The 18,756-nt window shown below is 65.6% G+C and carries 17 protein-coding genes; 5 read left to right on the top strand and 12 right to left on the bottom strand.

Annotation, left to right across the window (positions count from 1 at the left end; all coding sequences use genetic code 11):
- Window positions 1-149 precede the first annotated feature (149 nt).
- Window positions 150-2,225 carry a caspase family protein gene (locus ACYQ4T_RS03250; protein ID WP_459850815.1) on the top strand — a complete coding sequence of 692 codons (2,076 nt, stop codon included), beginning with the start codon at window positions 150-152 and terminating at the stop codon, window positions 2,223-2,225.
- Window positions 2,226-2,237: 12 nt separating this feature from the next.
- On the opposite strand, the gene gyrB is transcribed toward ACYQ4T_RS03250, so the two are convergent.
- From gyrB to rpsT, 6 genes are all read right to left on the bottom strand, one after another.
- A complete protein-coding gene (gene gyrB / locus ACYQ4T_RS03255; RefSeq protein ID WP_459850817.1) occupies window positions 2,238-4,676 on the bottom strand; it encodes a DNA topoisomerase (ATP-hydrolyzing) subunit B in 2,439 nt (812 codons plus the stop codon).
- Between the two features lie 15 nt (window positions 4,677-4,691).
- Window positions 4,692-5,888, bottom strand: coding sequence for a DNA replication/repair protein RecF (recF, locus tag ACYQ4T_RS03260; RefSeq protein ID WP_459850819.1), 1,197 nt, complete (start codon window positions 5,886-5,888; stop codon window positions 4,692-4,694).
- 58 nt (window positions 5,889-5,946) lie between these two features.
- On the bottom strand, window positions 5,947-7,065 hold the full coding sequence (gene dnaN / locus ACYQ4T_RS03265) for a DNA polymerase III subunit beta (RefSeq protein WP_459850821.1): 1,119 nt from the start codon (window positions 7,063-7,065) through the stop codon (window positions 5,947-5,949).
- A gap of 328 nt (window positions 7,066-7,393) precedes the next feature.
- Window positions 7,394-8,821, bottom strand: coding sequence for a chromosomal replication initiator protein DnaA (gene dnaA / locus ACYQ4T_RS03270; protein ID WP_459850823.1), 1,428 nt, complete (start codon window positions 8,819-8,821; stop codon window positions 7,394-7,396).
- A 72-nt stretch (window positions 8,822-8,893) separates the two neighbouring features.
- Window positions 8,894-9,310, bottom strand: a complete 417-nt coding sequence (locus ACYQ4T_RS03275) for a rhodanese-like domain-containing protein (protein WP_459850825.1) — start codon at window positions 9,308-9,310, stop codon at window positions 8,894-8,896.
- 675 nt (window positions 9,311-9,985) lie between these two features.
- On the bottom strand, window positions 9,986-10,246 hold the full coding sequence (gene rpsT / locus ACYQ4T_RS03280) for a 30S ribosomal protein S20 (RefSeq protein ID WP_459850827.1): 261 nt from the start codon (window positions 10,244-10,246) through the stop codon (window positions 9,986-9,988).
- A gap of 188 nt (window positions 10,247-10,434) precedes the next feature.
- Here rpsT and dapF point away from each other — a divergent pair, with 188 nt between their 5' ends.
- The 3 genes from dapF to ftsY are packed head-to-tail and all read left to right on the top strand — an operon-like array spanning window position 10,435 to window position 13,479.
- Window positions 10,435-11,283: a diaminopimelate epimerase gene (dapF, locus tag ACYQ4T_RS03285; protein ID WP_459850829.1), complete on the top strand. Its 849-nt coding sequence runs from the start codon at window positions 10,435-10,437 to the stop codon at window positions 11,281-11,283.
- Complete coding sequence (gene mtaB, locus ACYQ4T_RS03290) at window positions 11,276-12,544, top strand: tRNA (N(6)-L-threonylcarbamoyladenosine(37)-C(2))-methylthiotransferase MtaB (RefSeq protein ID WP_459850831.1); 1,269 nt, start codon at window positions 11,276-11,278, stop codon at window positions 12,542-12,544. The genes dapF and mtaB overlap by 8 nt, the downstream gene beginning before the upstream one ends.
- Window positions 12,541-13,479, top strand: coding sequence for a signal recognition particle-docking protein FtsY (ftsY, locus tag ACYQ4T_RS03295; RefSeq protein ID WP_459850833.1), 939 nt, complete (start codon window positions 12,541-12,543; stop codon window positions 13,477-13,479). The genes mtaB and ftsY overlap by 4 nt, the downstream gene beginning before the upstream one ends.
- An 11-nt stretch (window positions 13,480-13,490) precedes the next feature.
- Here ftsY and ACYQ4T_RS03300 read toward each other — a convergent pair whose 3' ends face one another.
- Complete coding sequence (locus ACYQ4T_RS03300) at window positions 13,491-13,706, bottom strand: ChaB family protein (RefSeq protein WP_459850834.1); 216 nt, start codon at window positions 13,704-13,706, stop codon at window positions 13,491-13,493.
- A gap of 204 nt (window positions 13,707-13,910) precedes the next feature.
- Between ACYQ4T_RS03300 and ACYQ4T_RS03305 the strand changes: the two genes are divergently transcribed.
- Complete coding sequence (locus ACYQ4T_RS03305; protein ID WP_459850836.1) at window positions 13,911-14,765, top strand: EamA family transporter; 855 nt, start codon at window positions 13,911-13,913, stop codon at window positions 14,763-14,765.
- A gap of 1 nt (window position 14,766) precedes the next feature.
- Here the strand turns inward: ACYQ4T_RS03305 and ACYQ4T_RS03310 are convergent, their stop codons facing one another.
- The 5 genes from ACYQ4T_RS03310 to ACYQ4T_RS03330 all read right to left on the bottom strand — a co-directional run bounded on the left by ACYQ4T_RS03310 (window position 14,767) and on the right by ACYQ4T_RS03330 (window position 18,753).
- Window positions 14,767-15,051 (bottom strand): hypothetical protein, encoded by a 285-nt coding sequence (locus ACYQ4T_RS03310; protein ID WP_459850838.1) that lies wholly within the window; start codon window positions 15,049-15,051, stop codon window positions 14,767-14,769.
- A 184-nt stretch (window positions 15,052-15,235) separates the two neighbouring features.
- Window positions 15,236-15,721, bottom strand: a complete 486-nt coding sequence (locus ACYQ4T_RS03315) for a peptidylprolyl isomerase (RefSeq protein WP_459850840.1) — start codon at window positions 15,719-15,721, stop codon at window positions 15,236-15,238.
- Window positions 15,722-15,798: 77 nt separating this feature from the next.
- Window positions 15,799-16,464, bottom strand: a complete 666-nt coding sequence (locus ACYQ4T_RS03320; protein WP_459850841.1) for a P-loop NTPase family protein — start codon at window positions 16,462-16,464, stop codon at window positions 15,799-15,801.
- Window positions 16,461-17,570 carry an AI-2E family transporter gene (locus tag ACYQ4T_RS03325; protein ID WP_459850843.1) on the bottom strand — a complete coding sequence of 370 codons (1,110 nt, stop codon included), beginning with the start codon at window positions 17,568-17,570 and terminating at the stop codon, window positions 16,461-16,463. Before ACYQ4T_RS03325 ends, ACYQ4T_RS03320 begins: the two co-directional genes overlap by 4 nt.
- Before the next feature lie 22 nt (window positions 17,571-17,592).
- Window positions 17,593-18,753, bottom strand: a complete 1,161-nt coding sequence (locus tag ACYQ4T_RS03330) for a DUF2066 domain-containing protein (protein ID WP_459850845.1) — start codon at window positions 18,751-18,753, stop codon at window positions 17,593-17,595.
- Window positions 18,754-18,756 lie beyond the last annotated feature (3 nt).

The raw sequence follows: 18,756 nt of genomic DNA on the forward strand, positions 1-18,756 counted from the left end.
ATTAAACCATCCCGGGAACATGACGTTCGTCACACACGTGCGCGATCGCGCGCCGAGCCTGCTCGTCGGTGTGCGGAATGTGACCCTGCCAACTTGCGAAGACTGCCGGTTCGGGTCCAATCCTCTCGATCTTTTCGTCGAGGAAAGCCATGAGACGGTTATCGATACTGAAGGTGCTTGCATTCGCGTTGACTGCAGTCCTGTCCGTTTCAGGGTCGGCTCTGGCGGAGGGCACGGCACCGGCCGCGCGCATCGCGCTGGTGGTCGGCAATTCGAATTACGGCGGCGATCTCGGCGTGCTCGCCAATCCGGTCAATGACTCGCGGCTGGTCGCGCAATCGCTGAAGCGCATCGGCTTCGACGTGATCGAGGTCGAGGATGCCGACCAGAACACGCTGAAGCGGGCGATCGCCGAGTTCGGCGACCGCATGGCGGCAGCCGGCAGCGACGCAACCAGCCTGTTCTTCTACGCCGGCCACGGACTGCAACTGGCCGGACAGAACTACTTGATCCCGATCCGGGCCAACATCAGCCGCGAGCGCGATGTCGATATCGAGGCGATCTCGCTCGAGACCGTGCTGAAGCAGATGGCCTGGGCCGAGAGCAAGGTCAACATCGTGATCCTCGACGCCTGCCGCAACAACCCGCTGGCGCGCGGCCTCCGCTCGACCGCGCAGGGCCTGGCCGAGATCACGGTGAAGCCGCAGGGCAGCTTCATCAGCTACTCGACCGCGCCCGGCGACGTCGCGGTGGACGGCAACGGCGCCAACAGCCCGTTCTCGGCGGCGCTGTCCGAGGCGATCGAGAAGCCCGGCCTCGACATCAACGACGTGTTCCGCGAGGTCCGCGCCGACGTGATGTCGGCGACCAAGGGCAAGCAGGTGCCCTGGGATTCCTCCTCGCTGACCGCGCCCTACTATTTCGTCGCGCCTGCCGCCGACAAGGAGGTCGTCCAAGCGATGCCCTTCGTCACTGCCGGCGTCGATCCGAAGACCATCGAGCTTACCTTCTGGGAGGCGATCAAGGACAGCAAGTCGCCGGACGACTTCGAGGCCTATCTCGAGAAGTATCCTGCCGGCGATTTCGCCGGCCTGGCAAAGCTCCGGGTGAAGCAGCTCGGCGCCAAGCCGGTGGCGCCCGCCGCCGCGGAGACGGTCGCGGCCCAGCCGGCGAACCGCTCGCCCGACCTCGCCGCCGACATCGAGCTGACCTATTGGAACTCGGTGAAGGATGCCGCGGAGATGGAGGGCTATGAGGCCTACCTGAAGAAGTATCCGAACGGACATTTCGTCGATCTCGCCGAGGCCAAGATGGCCGAGCTGGAGAAGCTGGCGAAGGCCGAGGCGGCCGCGGCCGCGGTTCCGGCACCGGAGCTTGCGCCGCCGCCACCGCCGGCGCCGCTGAAGATCCAGGAAATGGACGAGACCTTCGTGACGCGCCAGTCGGCCAACGTGCGCGCCGAGCCCGGGACCGATGCCAAGGTGATCGTGCGGCTGAAGGAAGATGAGGCCGTCGCCGTCACCGGCAAGGTCGAAGGCAAGGACTGGTACCGCGCCAGGCTCGATGCCGGAGTGGGCTATATCAGCGCGAGCCTGTTGCAGCCGGCGGATGCCGACGCGATCGCCGCCTGGCAGGCGGCCAAGAAGGCGGCGACCGTCGCCGCCGTCGGGGATTTCATCAAACAGCATCCCGGCAGTGCCTTCGACGCCAAGGCCAAGAAGCTGCTGGCCAGCCTGCAGCCGCCCGCTCCACAACCCGTGGCGCAGCCCGCGAAGACGCTGCCGCAGCCGTCCAAGCTGGCTGCGGCACCAAAAGTCGCCACGGCGCCGGTTGAACAGGCCGCCGCGTTGCCGCCGCCGGCGCCGGCCGATTCAGGCGAGCTCAGGGTTGGCGACACGTTCGACATCATCGCCCGCGGCACGGTCGGCATCACCGGCAAGTGGTGGGGCAACACCCGAGTCACGCTGGTCATCGAGCAGAAGAACGGCGACGGCGCGTTCGAAGGCCACCTGCTCGGTTCCGGCGAGCTCAATTTCTCGGAAAGCTGCGACATCGAGCTCGACGGCGACAAGCTCGTCATCCGCGCCACGGTCAGCAGCGTCGGCAACAAGCCGGACGTGCTGCGGCTGACCCGCAGCGCGCCCGATCGCTTCGAGGGCCGCGCCCAGTCCGGCGCCTACATGGGCGTCGCGACGATGACGCGGAAGAGCCGCGGCGCTGCTTGAGGTGATCGGGGACTAGACGTCCAGATTGGCGACGTTGAGCGCGTTGTCCTGGATGAACTCGCGGCGGGGTTCCACAACGTCGCCCATCAGGGTCGAGAAGATCTCCTCCGCCTCGTCGGCATGGGAGACCTTGACCTGCAGGAGACTCCGCACCTCGGGGTCGAGCGTGGTTTCCCAGAGCTGCTCCGGGTTCATCTCGCCCAGGCCCTTGTAGCGGTTGATTGCCACACCCTTCTTGCCGGCCTCGGTCACCGCCTCCATCAACCCGATCGGGCCGGTGATGACGATCTCGCGGTCTTTGAGCGTCAGCTTCGCCGACGCGCTGTAGATCTCGGCGAGCTCGGCCTTCAGCTGGTCGAGGCGATGGCACTCCGCCGAGCGGATCAGGATGGAATCGATCAGGTGGTGGTTGAGGACGCCGCGCAGCCGCCGCTGGAAGCCGAGGCCGCCGTCCTGGTCGGCAAGCCCGGTCCAGCCCTGCTCGCCCGGCGGAGAAATCGTGTCGAGCCGCTTGGCGATGGCATCGGCGACGGCGGGATCCTTGGCCGCCTGCGGGTTCAAGGCGCCCATGATCGCTGCCTGCTCAACCACGGCGCCGGAGCCGACCTTACGGATCACCGGTTGCATCAGATGGACAGCCTGGGCCGCCATATCGACCACGCGGCGGAGATCGGCGAGGCCCAGCTGCTGGCCGTTGCCGAGCTGCAGGATCGCGCCCTCGAGGCCGGCGGTGATCAGGTAATCCTCGAGCGCGCGCTCGTTCTTGAGATACCGCTGCGACTTGCCCTTGACCGCGCGGTAGAGCGGCGGCTGGGCGATGTAGAGATAGCCCTTCTCGATGATCTCCGGCATCTGGCGATAGAAGAAGGTCAAGAGCAGCGTGCGGATATGCGAGCCGTCGACATCGGCGTCCGTCATGATGATGATCTTGTGGTAGCGCGCCTTGGAGATGTCGAACTCCTCGCTGCCGATGCCGGTGCCGAGCGCCGCAATCAGGGTGCCGATCTCGGCCGAGGACAGCATCTTGTCGAAGCGCGCGCGCTCGACGTTCAGAATCTTGCCGCGCAAGGGAAGGATCGCCTGGGCCTTGCGGTTGCGGCCCTGTTTCGCGGAACCGCCGGCGCTGTCACCCTCGACGATGAAGATTTCGGAGAGAGCCGGGTCGCGCTCCTGGCAGTCGGCGAGCTTGCCGGGCAGGGACGAGATGTCGAGCGCGCCCTTGCGCCGGGTCAATTCGCGGGCCTTGCGCGCGGCTTCGCGCGCCGCGGCCGCTTCAACGACTTTGCCGACGATACGCTTGGCATCGGCCGGGTGCTCTTCCAGCCATTGGCCGAGCTTGTCATTGAGCACGCTCTCGACCACCGGTCGGACCTCGGAGGAGACCAGCTTGTCCTTGGTCTGCGACGAGAATTTCGGATCCGGCACCTTGACCGAAAGCACGCAGGTCAGGCCTTCGCGCGCGTCGTCGCCGGTCAGCGCCACCTTCTCCTTCTTGGCGATGCCGCTGTCTTCCGCATATTTGTTGATCTGCCGCGTCAATGCCGCCCGGAAGCCCGCGAGATGCGTGCCGCCGTCCCGCTGCGGGATGTTGTTGGTGAAGCACAGCATGGTCTCGTGGTAGCTGTCGGTCCATTCCAGCGCGCATTCGACGGTGATGCCGTCGCGCTCGGCCGACATGACCACCGGCGGCGTATGCAGCGCGTTCTTCGAACGGTCGAGGTAGCGCACGAAGGCCTCGATGCCGCCTTCGTAATGCAGCTCGACCGATTTCGGCTCGACCGCGCGGGCATCGGTAAGGAAGATCCGCACGCCGGAGTTCAGGAAGGCGAGCTCGCGCAGGCGATGCTCCAGCGTGGCGTAGTCGTATTCGGTCTTGGTGAAGGTTTCCTTCGAAGCCAGGAAGGTGACCTCGGTGCCGCGCTTGCCTTCCGGCGCGTCGCCGACCACCTTCAGCGGCGCCTCGGCATCGCCGTGGCGGAAGCGCAGGAAGTGCTCCTTGCCGTCGCGCCAGATCTTGAGCTCCAACCGTTCACTGAGCGCGTTCACGACCGAGACGCCGACGCCGTGGAGCCCGCCGGAGACCTTGTAGGAGTTCTGGTCGAACTTACCGCCGGCATGGAGCTGGGTCATGATGACCTCGGCCGCGGAGACGCCTTCTTCCTTGTGGATGTCGACCGGGATGCCGCGGCCGTTGTCGCGCACGGTGACCGAGCCGTCGCCGTTCAACAGCACGTCGATCCGGTCGCACCAACCGGCCAGGCTCTCGTCGATCGCGTTGTCGACCACCTCGTAGACCATGTGGTGCAGGCCCGAGCCGTCGTCGGTGTCGCCGATATACATGCCGGGGCGCTTGCGGACCGCGTCGAGGCCCTTCAGGACCTTGATCGAATCCGCGCCGTAGTCATTGCCATTGCCACTGGGGCCATTGCCGTTCGGGGTCTCTTCGGTCATGTCACTTCTCGGATGTTAGGCGACGTCGCGCAGGGCGCGTGCGTCGCGCAGGGTGAAGAATTGGGCCGCCTCGCGCAGCGGCCGGAACAGCTCGGCCTCGGTTCCGGTGAACCAGGCCTGGGAGTCGAGCGCCAGCACCTCGGCATAGAGATGCTTGCGGCGCTCCGGATCGAGATGCGCCGCCACTTCGTCCAGCAGCAGCACCGGTGCCTCGCCGCGGCGCGCGCGCTGCAGCCGCGCCTGGGAGAGCAGGATCGAGATCAGCAACGCTTTCTGCTCGCCGGTCGAGGCCGAAGCCGCCTCGAGCGCAGCGTTGCCCAAGGACTTGCCCTGGAACGTCACCGCGAGATCGCTGCGATGCACGCCCCATTGCGTGACGCCCGAAGCCGCATCGCCGTCGCGGGCTCCTGCCAGGCGTTCGCGCAGCAGATCCTCGGCCTGCAGCGCCGAGCGGTCGGCCAGCGACTGCTCCACCGCGCCGTCGATCGCCAGGTCGGCGCGCGGGAAGGGCCCGACTGCCTCGGCCATCGCCGCGTTCAGCGCCTCCGCGGTTTCCAGCCGCGAGGCCGCGATCGCCACCGCCTGCGCCGCCATCTCGGCTTCCAGGCCGCCGAGCCAGCGGTCGCGCTCGGGCCGGTCCATGGCGGGGCCGTCGCCGCGCAGGATTCGCGCCCGGTCGCGCATCGCCTGCTCGTAGGCGGAAACCCGCGACGGATGCTCCGGATGCAGTCCCGTGGCCAGCCGGTCCATGAATCGGCGCCGCGCGCTGCTGCGCTCGACGAAGATCCGGTCCATCGACGGCGTCAGCCAGAGGATCGACAGGATCTCGGCGAAGGCCGCCTGGGTCTTCGCGTTGGAGCCTTCGATCCGGCACAGCCGCCGGTCGCGCCCGTTGCTTTCCTCCGCGGCCAAATCCTCCTTGGGATCGCGGCCGGTGCCGAGCCTGAACTCACCTTGCCGGCCCTGGTAGCGCGCATGAACGGCCCAGGCGCGGGCGTTGCTGCCATTGTTGGCCGGCAGCCGGCAATCGACCTCGCGCAACGCAGCGCTGCGCAGGCCGGAGCCCGGCGAGAGAAAGGAGATCGCTTCCAGCAGATTGGTCTTGCCGCCGCCATTCGGGCCGGTGAAGACCAGCGGCCGCGCCTCGATTTCCAGCGCAAATTCGCGGAAGCCGCGGAAAGCGGTCAGCGTGAGGTGCGAAAATCCGTTCACCGCGTTGGTCTGCGCCGTGCTGCTGGGATCAGTAACTTCAGCCCAGGCGCGACCCAAGCTACACCCGCATCGGCATCAGGACGTAGAGCGCCTGCGCATCGGCCATGTCGCGCATCAAGGTCGGCGCCACGGAATCCGCCAGCAGGATCTGCATGCCTTCGCCCTCGATCTCGTCGGCGATGTCGAGCAGATAGCGCGAATTGAAGCCGATATCGATCGGCGCGCCGTCATACTTCACTTCCAGCTCTTCCGTCGCGCTGCCCTGCTCGGCGCTGGTCGCCGACAAGGTGAGCAGGCCGTTCTTCAGGCTGAGCTTCACCGCGCGCGATTTCTCGCTGGAGATGGTCGAGACGCGATCGACCGCATCGCGGAAGGTCTTGCGGTCGACCTCCAGCATCTTGTCGTTGTTGGTCGGAATGACGCGGTGATAGTCCGGGAAGCTGCCGTCGATCAGCTTCGAGGTCAGCACCACGTCGTCGAAGGCGAAGCGGATCCGGCTGTCCGACAGCGAGACCGCGACGCTGCCGGTCGTCTCCTCGATCAGCTTGCGCAATTCGTTGACCGCCTTGCGCGGGATGATCACGCCCGGGATGTTTTCCGCACCTTCGGGCAGCGGCATCTCGACCCGCGCCAGGCGGTGGCCGTCGGTCGCCACCGCGCGCAGCGCCTTCTGCTTGCCCGAGGAGAAGGCATGCAGGTAGATGCCGTTCAGGTAGTAGCGGGTTTCCTCGGTGGAGATGGCGAATTTGGTGCGGTCGATCAGGCCTTTCAAGTCCGCCGCCGAGAGCGGGAACTGGTGCGGCAGGTCGCCGGAACCGGTCGCCGGAAAGTCTTCCTTTGGCAGGGTCGCCAACTGGAAGCGCGAGCGCCCGGCCTTGATGGTGGTCTGCTGGCCGTCGCCGGAAAGCTCGAGCTGCACCTGGGCGCCGTCCGGCAGCTTGCGGACGATGTCGTAGAGCGTGTGCGCGGGCACCGTGGCGGCGCCGGCCTGCGCGGCATCGACGGCGACCTGCTCGACGATCGCGAGCTCCATGTCGGTCGCGGTCAGCCCCAGGCGGTCGCCTTTGGCCTCCAGCAGCACGTTGGAGAGAATCGGAATGGTGTTGCGCCGCTCGACCACGCTCTGCACATGCCCCAGCGAATGCAGCAAAGCCGTCCGTTCGATCGTCAGTTTCATCGCCCTGATCTTCTTTCCCGATCTGTCACAAGCTCTTTTCACCACGCAACGGGCGGGACGACCGGGGCAGCGCGCGGGCCGAAAAACAGGCCCATCAGCCGACCAAACCGGGTCGATCTTCAGCACGTTACGACTTGCCAGAGGCCCCCGATTCCGGAGCGAAATCCCGGGCGGAACGGCCGAATCGGCCGGGCTTGATCAGCAAGTATTGGATTATAGCAACTAAGGCCCGGGACAACAGGGAAAAACGCCCGGATTCCAGGCCCGTGAGGACCGGAATCCGGGCGAAAAACCGGCCTGAAAAGCCGCCAAGAACCCGCGGGAAAACTCAGCCTTCGAGCATCCGTTTCAAGAGCTCGACGTCCTCGAGGAAGGCGCTGTCCGCGGCGCAGAGTTCCTCTACCTTCTTGACGGCATGCATGACGGTGGTGTGATCCCGCCCGCCGAACTTGCGGCCGATTTCGGGCAGCGAACGCGTGGTCAGTTGCTTGGCGAGATACATCGCGACCTGCCGGGGACGGGCGACCTGGCGGGCGCGGCGGGGCGACTGCATGTCGGCCTGCTTGATGTTGAAATGCTCGGCGCAGCGGCGCTGGATCTCCTCGATCGTGACCCGGCGGTCGTTGGCGCGCAGCAGGTCCTTCAAGAGCTCCTGGGTGGTCTCTATGGTGATCGGCGCGCCGATCAGGTTGGCATGGACGACGATCCGCGTCAGCGCGCCTTCGAGCTCGCGCACGTTGGACGAAATCCGGTGCGCCAGGAATTCCATGACCTTGGTCGGCACCTGCGCTTTCGACTGCTCGGCCTTGGTCTGCAAAATGCCGAGCCTGAGCTCGTAGGTGGTCGGATGGATGTCGGCGACCAGGCCCCAGCCGAAGCGGGTGCGCATGCGCTCTTCCAGGCCTTGCAGGTCCGAGGGCGACTTGTCGGCCGAGAGCACGACCTGGCGGTTCTGGTCGAACAGGGCGTTGAAGGTGTGAAAGAACTCTTCCTGGGTCGATTCCTTGCCGATGATGAACTGGACGTCATCGACCATCAGCACGTCGACCGTGCGGAAGCGCTCCTTGAAGGCCATGGTGTTCTTGTTCCGGAGCGCCCGGATGAACTGGTACATGAACTTCTCGGCGGAGAGATAGATGACGCGCTTTTCCGGCTTCTTCTTGCGGATCTGATGCGCGATCGCGTGCATGAGGTGGGTCTTGCCGAGACCGACGCCGCCATAGAGGAACAGCGGGTTGAACGGCACCTGGTCGCTCTCGGCCACGCGGAAGGCGGCGGCTTGCGCCAGCTCGTTCGACTTGCCGACCACGAAATTCTCGAAAGTGAGGCGCGGGTCGAGATTCCCGCTCCATTCGTCCAGCGCATCCGGCTCGGAATCGCGGATGATTGCCGGCGACGCGAGCGTTTCAACCGCTTCCGGCGCCTCGGCGATTTCCGGCGCTTCCTCCACCGTCGCCTCCGGCTGGCTGGCCGGCTCGGTTTGGGTGGTGTCGACAATCACCTCGACCGAATGGATTTCGGGATTCTCGCTGCTCCACAGCGTGCGCAGGCGATCGGCGTAATGCGTCGCCACCCAGTCGCGCATGAATCGCGAGGGAACCGAGACGCGCAGATCCGCGCCGCGGCGCCCGGCCAGGGTCAGGGGCTTCAGCCAACTCCGGAACGTCGCTTCGCCGAACTCCTGGCGGAGACGGCCGCGAACCCGCGCCCATTGCGCGTTCAACTGAGTGTCGGTGCCGGTCATTGGCTCAGCCATTGATCCACCCCCCATTTCAAATCTTGAACCCACTTCTAGTCTTGAACCCAGGCCTGATCTTGAACCCAAGGCCTAATCTTGAACCCAAGGGAGGCCGGCGAACTTCCAGCCCCCACGCTGGCCGCGATGGCTGGCGCCATCCTTGTCGCCCTCGAACCCCTCCGAAACATTGAAGCAACGCGCATAGCCCGCGGCGGTCGCCGCGATCGCGGCCGAACGCGACCTTGCACCGCTGCGGCAGATGAACAGCACCGGACCTTCAGCAGCGCCGATCTGCGCCTTCAGCTTGGCGGCGAAATCGGGGTCAATCGCCATGTCGGGAAAATTCTGCCAGGACAGCAGGACCGTCTTCTTGCCGAGGTTGGCGAGATCGGGAATGCCGACGAAGGCCCATTCGGGGTGCGTCCGCACATCGACCAGAACCGCGCCAGGTTCCTGGCTCAGAACCTCCCAGGCTTGCTTCGGCGAAATGTCCCCCGCGTAGCTCATTCAACCCTCGACCCGTCTTCGACCCAAAAATCCGCCCACGCATCGCCGGCACCGTTGCGCTGATCCCGAAACAAAGGTTCGGGCTGCAACGGGTTGGCGATCCGGGTTTTTACTGCTGCCCCAGACCGCCGGTGAGGCAAGGGTCCGGGTCGGGAATCCGCGACTTAGAGTAGTAATTATGCGACGCGAAGCGCAGGATTGGGTGCGCCCCGGCGGGTGCCGAGATGGCGTTGGAAGTCGGGCAGTAAATATTGTGCTCTTTGTGCAACAGTGCGGTCGCTGTCAAGAAATTGACGCCGAGATCGGATCCGACGCCAAATGTTGCCTTAACCACAGCTGGCAAGTCCCGACTTTCCATGATAACTCTTTGATTTTATTTTATTTATTGCCGAATTTTACGACGCGTTTCTGACCGGGTCGCTCCCTGTCCGGCGCTTGGGGATAACTCTACGCTCGCGTTTTAGGGCTTGCAATAAGTCCGAATCATGAACGTCCGGGCTCCCAAAGTGACAGGTTTAAGCGTTGCAACTTCGCAACAGTTTGTCATGCTTCTGCAATCAAAAGCGCGCCCGAAACCCACAACAATGGGTGGCGAAGCCCGATTTCCGGGCAAGCGAAAACCCCCGCCGGCAAGGACTTGCGCGACGGGGTTGTATCCGACCGATAAGACGGAAATTAGAGCGCTTTGACCCGCTTGGTGAGGCGGGAGATTTTGCGCGAGGCGGTGTTCCGGTGGAGCACGCCCTTGCCGACGCCGCTCTGCAGGATCGGCTGGGCCGCCTTCAGCGCGGCTTCGGCGGTGTCCTTCTTGCCCGAGGCGATGGCCGCCTCGACGCTCTTGACCGCGGTCTTGACGCGGCTGTCGCGGGCGCGGTTGATCGCGGTCCGCTTGACGGTCTGGCGCAGGCGCTTTTCCGCCGATTTGTGATGAGCCATGAAACGTGTCCGATGATTAGCCGAATTGCAGGCGGCGGGTTATACAGGCCACCCATAGGCCCGTCAACCAGCCGCCAAGCGCCCGGAATTGCCCGGAAAATCAAGACTCTCCGGGCGTCTGCGACGGGAAATCTATAGACTCACCGGCTCGGCGGGGTCATATACCGGACGGTTTTGGACTTCGAGACATGCGGCTGCCGTTTACCAAGATGCACGGGCTGGGCAACGACTTCGTCGTCATCGACGCGCGAAGCCGGCCGATCGGCTTGAGCGACGACCAGAAGCGCCGGATCGCCGATCGCCGCCGCGGCATCGGCTGCGACCAACTGATCCTCCTGGAGCGCAGCGGCCGTGCCGATGTCTTCATGCGAATCTACAATCCCGACGGCAGCGAGGCGGGCGCTTGCGGCAACGCGACCCGCTGCATCGCCGGTCGGCTGATGGCCGAGCAGGGCGTCGAGCGCATCGTGGTCGAGACGATCTCCGGCCTGCTGGAGACCAGCGCCGCCGATCACGGCGACATCGCCGTCGATATGGGCGAGGTCAGGACCGACTGGCGCGACATCCCGCTCGCCGAAGCTTGCGACACGCTGCATCTGCCGCTGGCACTCGGTTCCCTGGCGGATCCGGTCGGGGTCAATGTCGGCAATCCGCATGCGGTCTTCTTCGTGCCCGACGTCGCGGCGATCGATCTCGAAACGGTCGGGCCGAAGCTGGAGCATGCGCCGCTCTTTCCGGAGCGCGCCAATATCGAGATCGTGCATCGCCTCGCGGCCGGAAAACTACGCATGCGGGTCTGGGAACGCAGCGCCGGCATCACCCAGGCTTGCGGCAGCGGCGCCTGTGCGACCCTGGTCGCGGCGGCCCGGCGCGGCCTCACCGGCCGCAAGGCCGAGGTGGTGCTCGACGGCGGCACGCTCACCATCGAATGGCTGCCGAACAACCACGTGCGGATGACCGGCGGCTGGACCACCAGCTTCCAGGGCGAGATCGAGCTCGGCGAAGTCCAGGTTCGTGAGGCCGTCAATCATGGCTGACGCACGGCTGATCACCATGGGATGCCGGTTGAACACCTTCGAGAGCGAGGTGATGCGCGGCCATGCCGCCGCCGCCGGGCTATCGGACGCGATCATCGTCAATACCTGCGCCGTCACGGCGGAAGCCGAGCGCCAGGCTCGGCAGGCGATCCGAAAGGCGCGGCGCGAGAATCCGCACGCCAAGATCATCGTCACCGGCTGCGCCGCACAGATCGCGCCGGAGAAGTTCGCTTCGCTGCCGGAAGTCGACCATGTGCTCGGAAATTCCGAGAAGCTCGAGGCCAAGAGCTTCCAGCGCATCGCCGACGGGAGTGCCAATGACCGGATCGCCGTCTCCGACATCATGCTGGTCAAGGAGACCGCGGCGCATCTCATTTCCGGTTTCGCCGAGCGCAGCCGCGCCTTCGTCGAGATCCAGCAGGGCTGCGACCATCGCTGCACCTTTTGCATCATCCCGTTCGGCCGCGGCAACAACCGCTCGGTGCCGGTGGGCGAGGTGGTGCAGCGCGTGCGCAAGCTGGTCGAGAACGGCTTCCGCGAGATCGTGCTGACCGGCGTCGACATCACCGGCTACGGCGCCGATCTGCCCGGTGTGCCGCGGCTTGGCCAGCTGGTGCGTCGCCTGCTCGCCCTGGTGCCGGAACTGGAGCGCCTGCGCCTCTCGTCGCTCGACGTGATCGAGGTCGATGACGAGCTGCTGCGACTGATCGCCGAGGAGCCGCGGCTGATGCCGCATCTCCATCTATCGCTGCAGGCCGGCGACGACATGATCCTGAAGCGGATGAAGCGCCGCCATCTCCGGGCCGACGCCGTGAAGTTCGCGGAAGATGTGCGCCGCCTGCGCCCGGACGTGGTGTTCGGCGCCGACTTGATCGCCGGATTCCCGACCGAGGACGAGGCGATGTTCCGGAACAGCCTCGCGCTGATCGAGGATTGCGGCCTCACCTTCCTGCATGTCTTTCCCTATTCGGCGCGTTCCGGCACGCCGGCCGCGAAGATGCCGCAGGTGAAGGGCGATATCCGCAAGGAACGCGCCGCGCGGCTTCGCGCGGCGGGGCAAGAGGCGATGCAGCGCTACTTCGCGCAGCGCATCGGATCGCCGGTCAACGTGCTGATCGAACGCGCCGAGGACGGCATGGGCTTCGGCCATAGCGAGCATTTCGCGCCGGTCCAGGTCCGCAGCGATGCGGCCATCGGCGCCGTCGTCACCGGCCGCGTCGCCGGCCATACGCAAGAACATCTCCTCGCCGAAGCGGCATGACCGACACGCAGAATGGCGAAAAGCGCGGCTGGCTCCAGCGGCTGCGCAACGGGCTCAGCCGGTCTTCGAGCAAGATCGGCGAGAGCATCACCGGCCTCTTCACCAAGCGGAAGCTGGACAAGGCCTTGCTCGACGAGCTCGAGGAGGCGCTGATCACCGCCGATCTCGGCCCCGCCACCGCGGCGAAGCTGACTGCGGCGCTTTCCAAGGAACGCTTCGGCAAGGACATCACCCCGGAGGAAACCCGGGGCATCTTCGCAACCGAGGTCTCCCGGATCCTGACGCCCGTGGCGCAGTCGCTGAAGATCACTCAAGCCAAGCCGCATGTCGTGCTGGTGGTCGGCGTCAACGGCAGCGGCAAAACCACGACCATCGGCAAGCTGGCGCAGCATTACCGCGGGCAGGGATTGAAGGTGATGCTCGCCGCCGGCGACACGTTTCGTGCTGCCGCGGTGGAGCAGCTCAAGATCTGGGGCGAGCGCACGGGTGCCGCGGTGGTGGCGCGCGAGCAGGGCGCCGATGCGGCGGGCCTCGCCTATGACGCGCTGGCGCAAGCCAAGGCGGAAGGCGCCGACCTGCTGCTGATCGACACCGCGGGCCGGTTGCAGAACAAGGCCAATCTCATGGCCGAGCTCGCCAAGGTCATCAAGGTCCTGAAGAAGCTGGAGCCGACCGCGCCGCACGATACGCTGCTGGTGCTCGATGCGACCACCGGCCAGAACGCGCATTCCCAGGTCGAGATCTTCAAGGAAATCTGCGCCGTGACCGGCCTGGTCGTGACCAAGCTCGACGGCTCCGCCAAGGGCGGCGTGCTGGTGGCCCTGGCGGAGAAGTTCGGCCTGCCGGTGGTGGCGATCGGCGTCGGCGAGAGCGCCGACGACCTTCGGCCGTTCGAGGCCGAGAGCTTCGCCAAATCGCTGATGGGCCTGGTCTAGATTCCGGGGGTCTAGTAGTCGTCCATCAATACCCAGGCGTCGTCGATCTTGTGATACTTGCGCTCGACCGCCGCCCAGGCGACCTGGTTGCAGACGGCTTCGCGGTCCGAGTGATCGGCGTATTCTTCCCAGGCGTGGTTGTAGGCCGCCCGGAAGATGTCCTGGGCGTGGGGCGGCAGATGCTCGCGCACCGAGGGCGGCAGATCCGAATTGGCGGCATAGGGCATGACGATACCTCCAAGAGATAATGCTACCTCGGCTGCCGGCGTCCCGCTCTGATCGAAATCAAACTCACCCGAAGGGTCATCCGCCGGGCCTATGCCGGTATCGGTACAATCTATTGGGCAGCTGTGCCTCACTCATGCCATGTTGCGGTTCCATGACATGGCGGCAGAGCGCGCCGCGCGGAATTCTCTCCTGGACCGATCATCGTGACTCTCTCCATTGGCATGACCCTGCTCATCCTGCTGGCGGCCGTGATGCATGCCGGCTGGAACGTGCTGGTCAAATTCGGCACCGACGCCTTCCTCAACATGGGGCTGATCGTCGGCTTGGGCGGGCTGATCGGCTTGGCCTTCACGCCCTTCGTGGACTTTCCCGAGCCGGCGAGCTGGATCTGGCTGTTCGGCTCCTGCGTCTTCCATCTCGGCTACTACACCTTCCTGGTGACGGCTTATAAGCACGGCGAGCTCAGCCAGGTCTATCCGATCGCGCGCGGCTCGGCGCCGCCGCTGGTGGCGCTCTCCTCCTGGCTGCTCTATGCGCAGATGCTGACGCCGTGGCAGACCGCCGGCGTGGTGGCGATCTCGATCGGCATTCTCACGCTTGCCGCCGACAAGCCGGTCGATCGCGCGCATAAATGGGAGGCGATCTGGTTCGGCCTGCTGACCGGGCTCACCATCATGGGCTACACGATCTGCGACGGGCAGGGGATCCGCAACGCCGGCGATACCGAGCGCGAGCAGATCGGCTACATCATCTGGCTGTTCGTGCTCGATTCACCGCTCTTGGTGATCTACTGCTATCTGCAGCGCGGCCGCGAAGTGACGGCGTTCGTGAGGAAGAACTGGAAGCTCGGCTTGTGCGGTGCGGCCCTCTCGCTCGCGGCCTACGGCATCGCAATCATGGCGATGAAGTTTGGCGAGTTCGCCCATGTCTCGGCCTTGCGCGAGACCAGCGTGATCTTCGCCGCCTTGATGAGCGCCTATCTGCTGAAGGAACGCTTCCGCAAGCGCCGCTACGTCTCGGTGACTCTGGTCGCCCTAGGCGCCGTGCTGCTGCACTAACTCAGTGCGCGTAGCTGGACTGCAGCGCGTAGTATTTGCGGCTGGTGATCAGGCCCTGCAGCGACAGCGACTTGCACGAGGTCGCGTCGTTCAGGTTCTGGATCACGACATGCGGCGTGTTGTTGCACGAGAAGCGCTTGATCACCTTCCACTGCGGGAAGCGGTGCTTCGGCAGGAACTCGCAGCTTTCCAGCAGCACGGTGCCGACCTTCAGCTGCTCGACAGAGTCCTTGTCGATCTTGACTTCGCTCCGGTCGCGATCGGGGCCGGACATAAACTTGAACATGGGCGTTGCTCCATCCCACCAGGCAATACGGTTCTGGCAGCCTCTGGCCAGTCCGTATTTTGCCTGACCCTAACTTAACAAAGGGTTGCGCGCCAAGCCTCAACCCGGCAGTCGGAAAACTCCGCTAAATGCGGTGTAATTTTCAAGGAACGGCCTCGACCCTGGCGTGCAGCCGGTTTGTCGGTTAATGGCCGGTAAACTTGACGCTCTTGATTTCGTCGCCGATTTCCAGGTCCTGCATCACCTCGAGCCCCTTGGAGACCTGGCCGAACACGGTGTGCAGCCCGTCAAGATGCGGCTGGGGCGCCAGGACCAGGAAGAACTGCGAGCCGCCAGTGTCCTTGCCGCGATGCGCCATGGAAAGCGAGCCGGTCTTGTGCTTGTGCGGATTGCCCTTGGTCTCGCAGGGGATGACCCAGCCCGGGCCGCCGGCGCCGGTGCCGTCCGGGCAGCCGCCCTGGGCGACGAAGCCGGGGATCACGCGGTGGAAGGACAGCCCGTCATAGAAGCCGCTCGAGGCCAGCGTGTAGAAATTGGCCACCGTGTTCGGCGCCTCCTTGGGGAACAAGTCGATGGTGATGTCGCCCTTGCTGGTCGTCATCACGCATTGGGTCAGGCCCTGCAGCTTGTCCGCCGGGATGTCGTGGATCTTCAGTTCTTCGCGTGCCATGTCGGACGTCCTTTCGAAAGCGTGGCGGATGTTAGGCGAGGGAAACTGCCGCTGTCGACTGAAAGCGGCGCGGCGGATCAGGAATTTTCGCCGCTGAGGAGTTCGCGCGCGAGGCGGATGGTGATGGGCGCACGCCGCGCCAGGGCTGCACGGTCGAGCCGCCTTGCCATGGTCTCGGCCGCGATAAATGAGCGCTCGATCTGTTTCACCAGATAGGCGATCATCCCCGGCGCCACCTCGACCTGGCGGTCGGCGAAATGCTTGGCCAGCACGGCGGCCAGCAGCCGGTCGTCCGGTGGCAGCACGGCGACCGCGGGAACACCGGCCAGGCGCGAGGCGAGATCGGGCAACCGCACCGTCCAGCGCGCCGGCGGCTCGCGATCGAGGATCAGCAGCGAGGTCTTCTCGGCCCGCACATGGTTGATCAGATGGAAGAGATGCTCCTCGGGCAGGCGGATCCCGTCCAACACCAGGTGTTCGCCCTGCGGCAGCTGCTCCATCGCGCTCGGCTCCAGGAAGCGCGCGGCGCTTCCCGCCTGCCACGCCCTTTCCTGCCAGACATGGGCGAGATGGGTCTTGCCGCAGCCCGGTGGGCCGTAGACCGCCAGGATCCCGTTCGGCCAGTCGGGCCAGCGGTCGGTCCAGGCCACGGCGTCGCGATTGCTGTCCGAGACCACGAAGCCGGCGGCATTCATGGCGCTGCGGACCGGCAGGTCCAGCGGCAGCTGCTCGGGTTGCATCACGCGCCTTCGTGCTTGTCGAAGCCGACCAGCGGCGCCGCCGCGCGGGCCGCGCTGCCGGGCCCGAGATAAAACGGGCTCGCCAGATAGCGCGAGAGCGCGAATCGGATCAGCACGCCGCAGCCGGCGGCGACCGGCACGGCCAGCAGCAGGCCGAGGAAGCCGAACAGGGTGCCGCCCGCCAGCAAGGCGAAGATCACCCAGACCGGGTGCAGGCCGACACGGTCGCCGACCAGCTTCGGCGTCAGCACGTTGCCTTCCACCACTTGGCCGACCGCGAAGATCGCCGCCACCGCGATCGGCCCCGACCAGCCGTCGAAATTGACCAGCGCGATCGCGATCGCGATAACGAAGCCGCCGATCGCGCCGAGATAGGGGATGAAGGTCAGCAGGCCGGCGGCAAGTCCGACCACCAGGCCGAAGGGCAGGCCGGCGATCATCAAGGCGGTCGCGTAATAGGTCGCGAGGATGATGCAGACGGTGGCCTGGCCGCGGGCGAAGCCGGCGAGCGTGGTGTCAATCTCGCGGCCCTGGGCGCGGATCACCGCCGCGTGCTGGCGCGGCAGCAGCACGTCGATCTTGGCGACGATCTTGTCCCAGTCGCGCAGCAGGTAGAAGGTGACGACCGGCGTGATGAAGATCAGCGACAGCAGGTTGGCGAGCGCCATGCTGCCCTGCGCGACATTGAGCAAGGTATCGCCGAACCAGGTCAGCCCCGGGCCAATCCGGGCGCGTGCCATACCCGCGAGCTCGGTCAGATCGGGGAGACCGAAGCGCTGTTGCAGGCTCATATAGTAAGGCAGCAGTTTCTCTGCCGCCCGGTTGAACAGGTCCGGCAGCGCCTGGACGAACTGCGTCAGCTGGTCGAGTAGCAGCGGCGCGATCAGCACGAAGCCGAGCACCAAAAGGATGGCGAAGATCAGCGTCACCACCGTGGTCGCCCAGGTGCGCGACATCCATTTCTCGAGCTTGTCGCAGGCGGGATCGAGGAAATAGGCGATCGCCATGCCGGCCACGAAGGGCAGCAGGATCGCGCGCAGCAGGTAGATCGCGATCAGCGCGACGACGAGACCGATCAGCCAGAAACGAAGCTGCCGCGCCGCCGTCATTCCCGAACCGAAAGGAGGTCCGTCATTGCGGCACGGCCGGCTGCGTCAGGTCGGGATTGTCGTTCCCCGGCCCGCCATTGATTGTGTCACCATTCATCATGGCGCCGCCGCCGGGGTTGAGCGTCATGGTCTGCAAGCCCTCGCCGCTGGAGGTGATCATCAGATCCGCCTGGTTGAGCGCGCGGATGAACTGCACCTCGTCGCCGAGGTAGGTGAGCTCGATATCGGCGCCGCTGCGCGAGAGCCGGGTCAGGTTGACGCTCTTGATCAGGTTGACCTGCGCCAGGTGCCGCTTCACCTGCACCCATTGCGCCTGGGTCGAGAACGGCACATGCACCTGGACTGTGGCGCGGCTGTTCGGATCGACCAGGTTGTCCTGCTTCCAGGAATTCTGCACCAGCTCGGCCACCTTGGCGACGCCGTCGCGCAGCAGCTGGTCGACGTCCCCGCTGTCGCTCACCACCTGGTCTCGGAGATTCTGCACCCCGGCGTTGCCGTAGCTGGAGATGGTCAGCGCCAGCACCCGCTTGCCGTCCGGCGAGGGCGGCTGCAAGGCGGCCTCGGCGACCATCACGTCGCCGACCGCATAGCGATCGGCGAGCGACTGAATCCGCACCCGGTCGCCGGCCAGCGCCTGGGTGGCGCTGATCGCATTGGTGTCGGGCAGATCGCCGACCGGCGTCTTGATCGGTACCAGGCCCGGCTGCTGCTGGCGCGAGGCCCAGGCCGCGAACCAGGGATTGGTGGGGCCCCAGAGCTCGGTGTCGCCGGTCTCGGTGGTGTAGATCGGAAGCACCAGCACCGCCTTCGATTCGGTCTCGGCATAGGCGACGCCCTGGTCGGCCAGGAACTGGCGAATCGGATCGGCCATGAAGCGGAAGGTGAAACGGCCGATGTAGCGCGAAGCGGAGGTCTTCTCCTCCTCGATCTCGAAATCCTGCACCCAGCTGGTGATCTCGTCGTCGCTGGGGAGGGTGATCGACTTCAGGTCCTCGGCCGAGGCGATGGTCGAGAGCACCTTCATCAGCCCTTCGCGCTGGCCTTTCAGCATCGCCTGTTCGCGCAAGGTGGCGAGATCGCCGGTGATATCGACCGGGATACCGGCGGCCACATAGACGTTCTGCTGCGCCGCGGCGGGCGCGGCCCCGAGGGTCGTCAGCCCGATCCCGACGGCGACGGCCAAGGC

The organism is Dongia sp. agr-C8 (assembly GCF_054658695.1).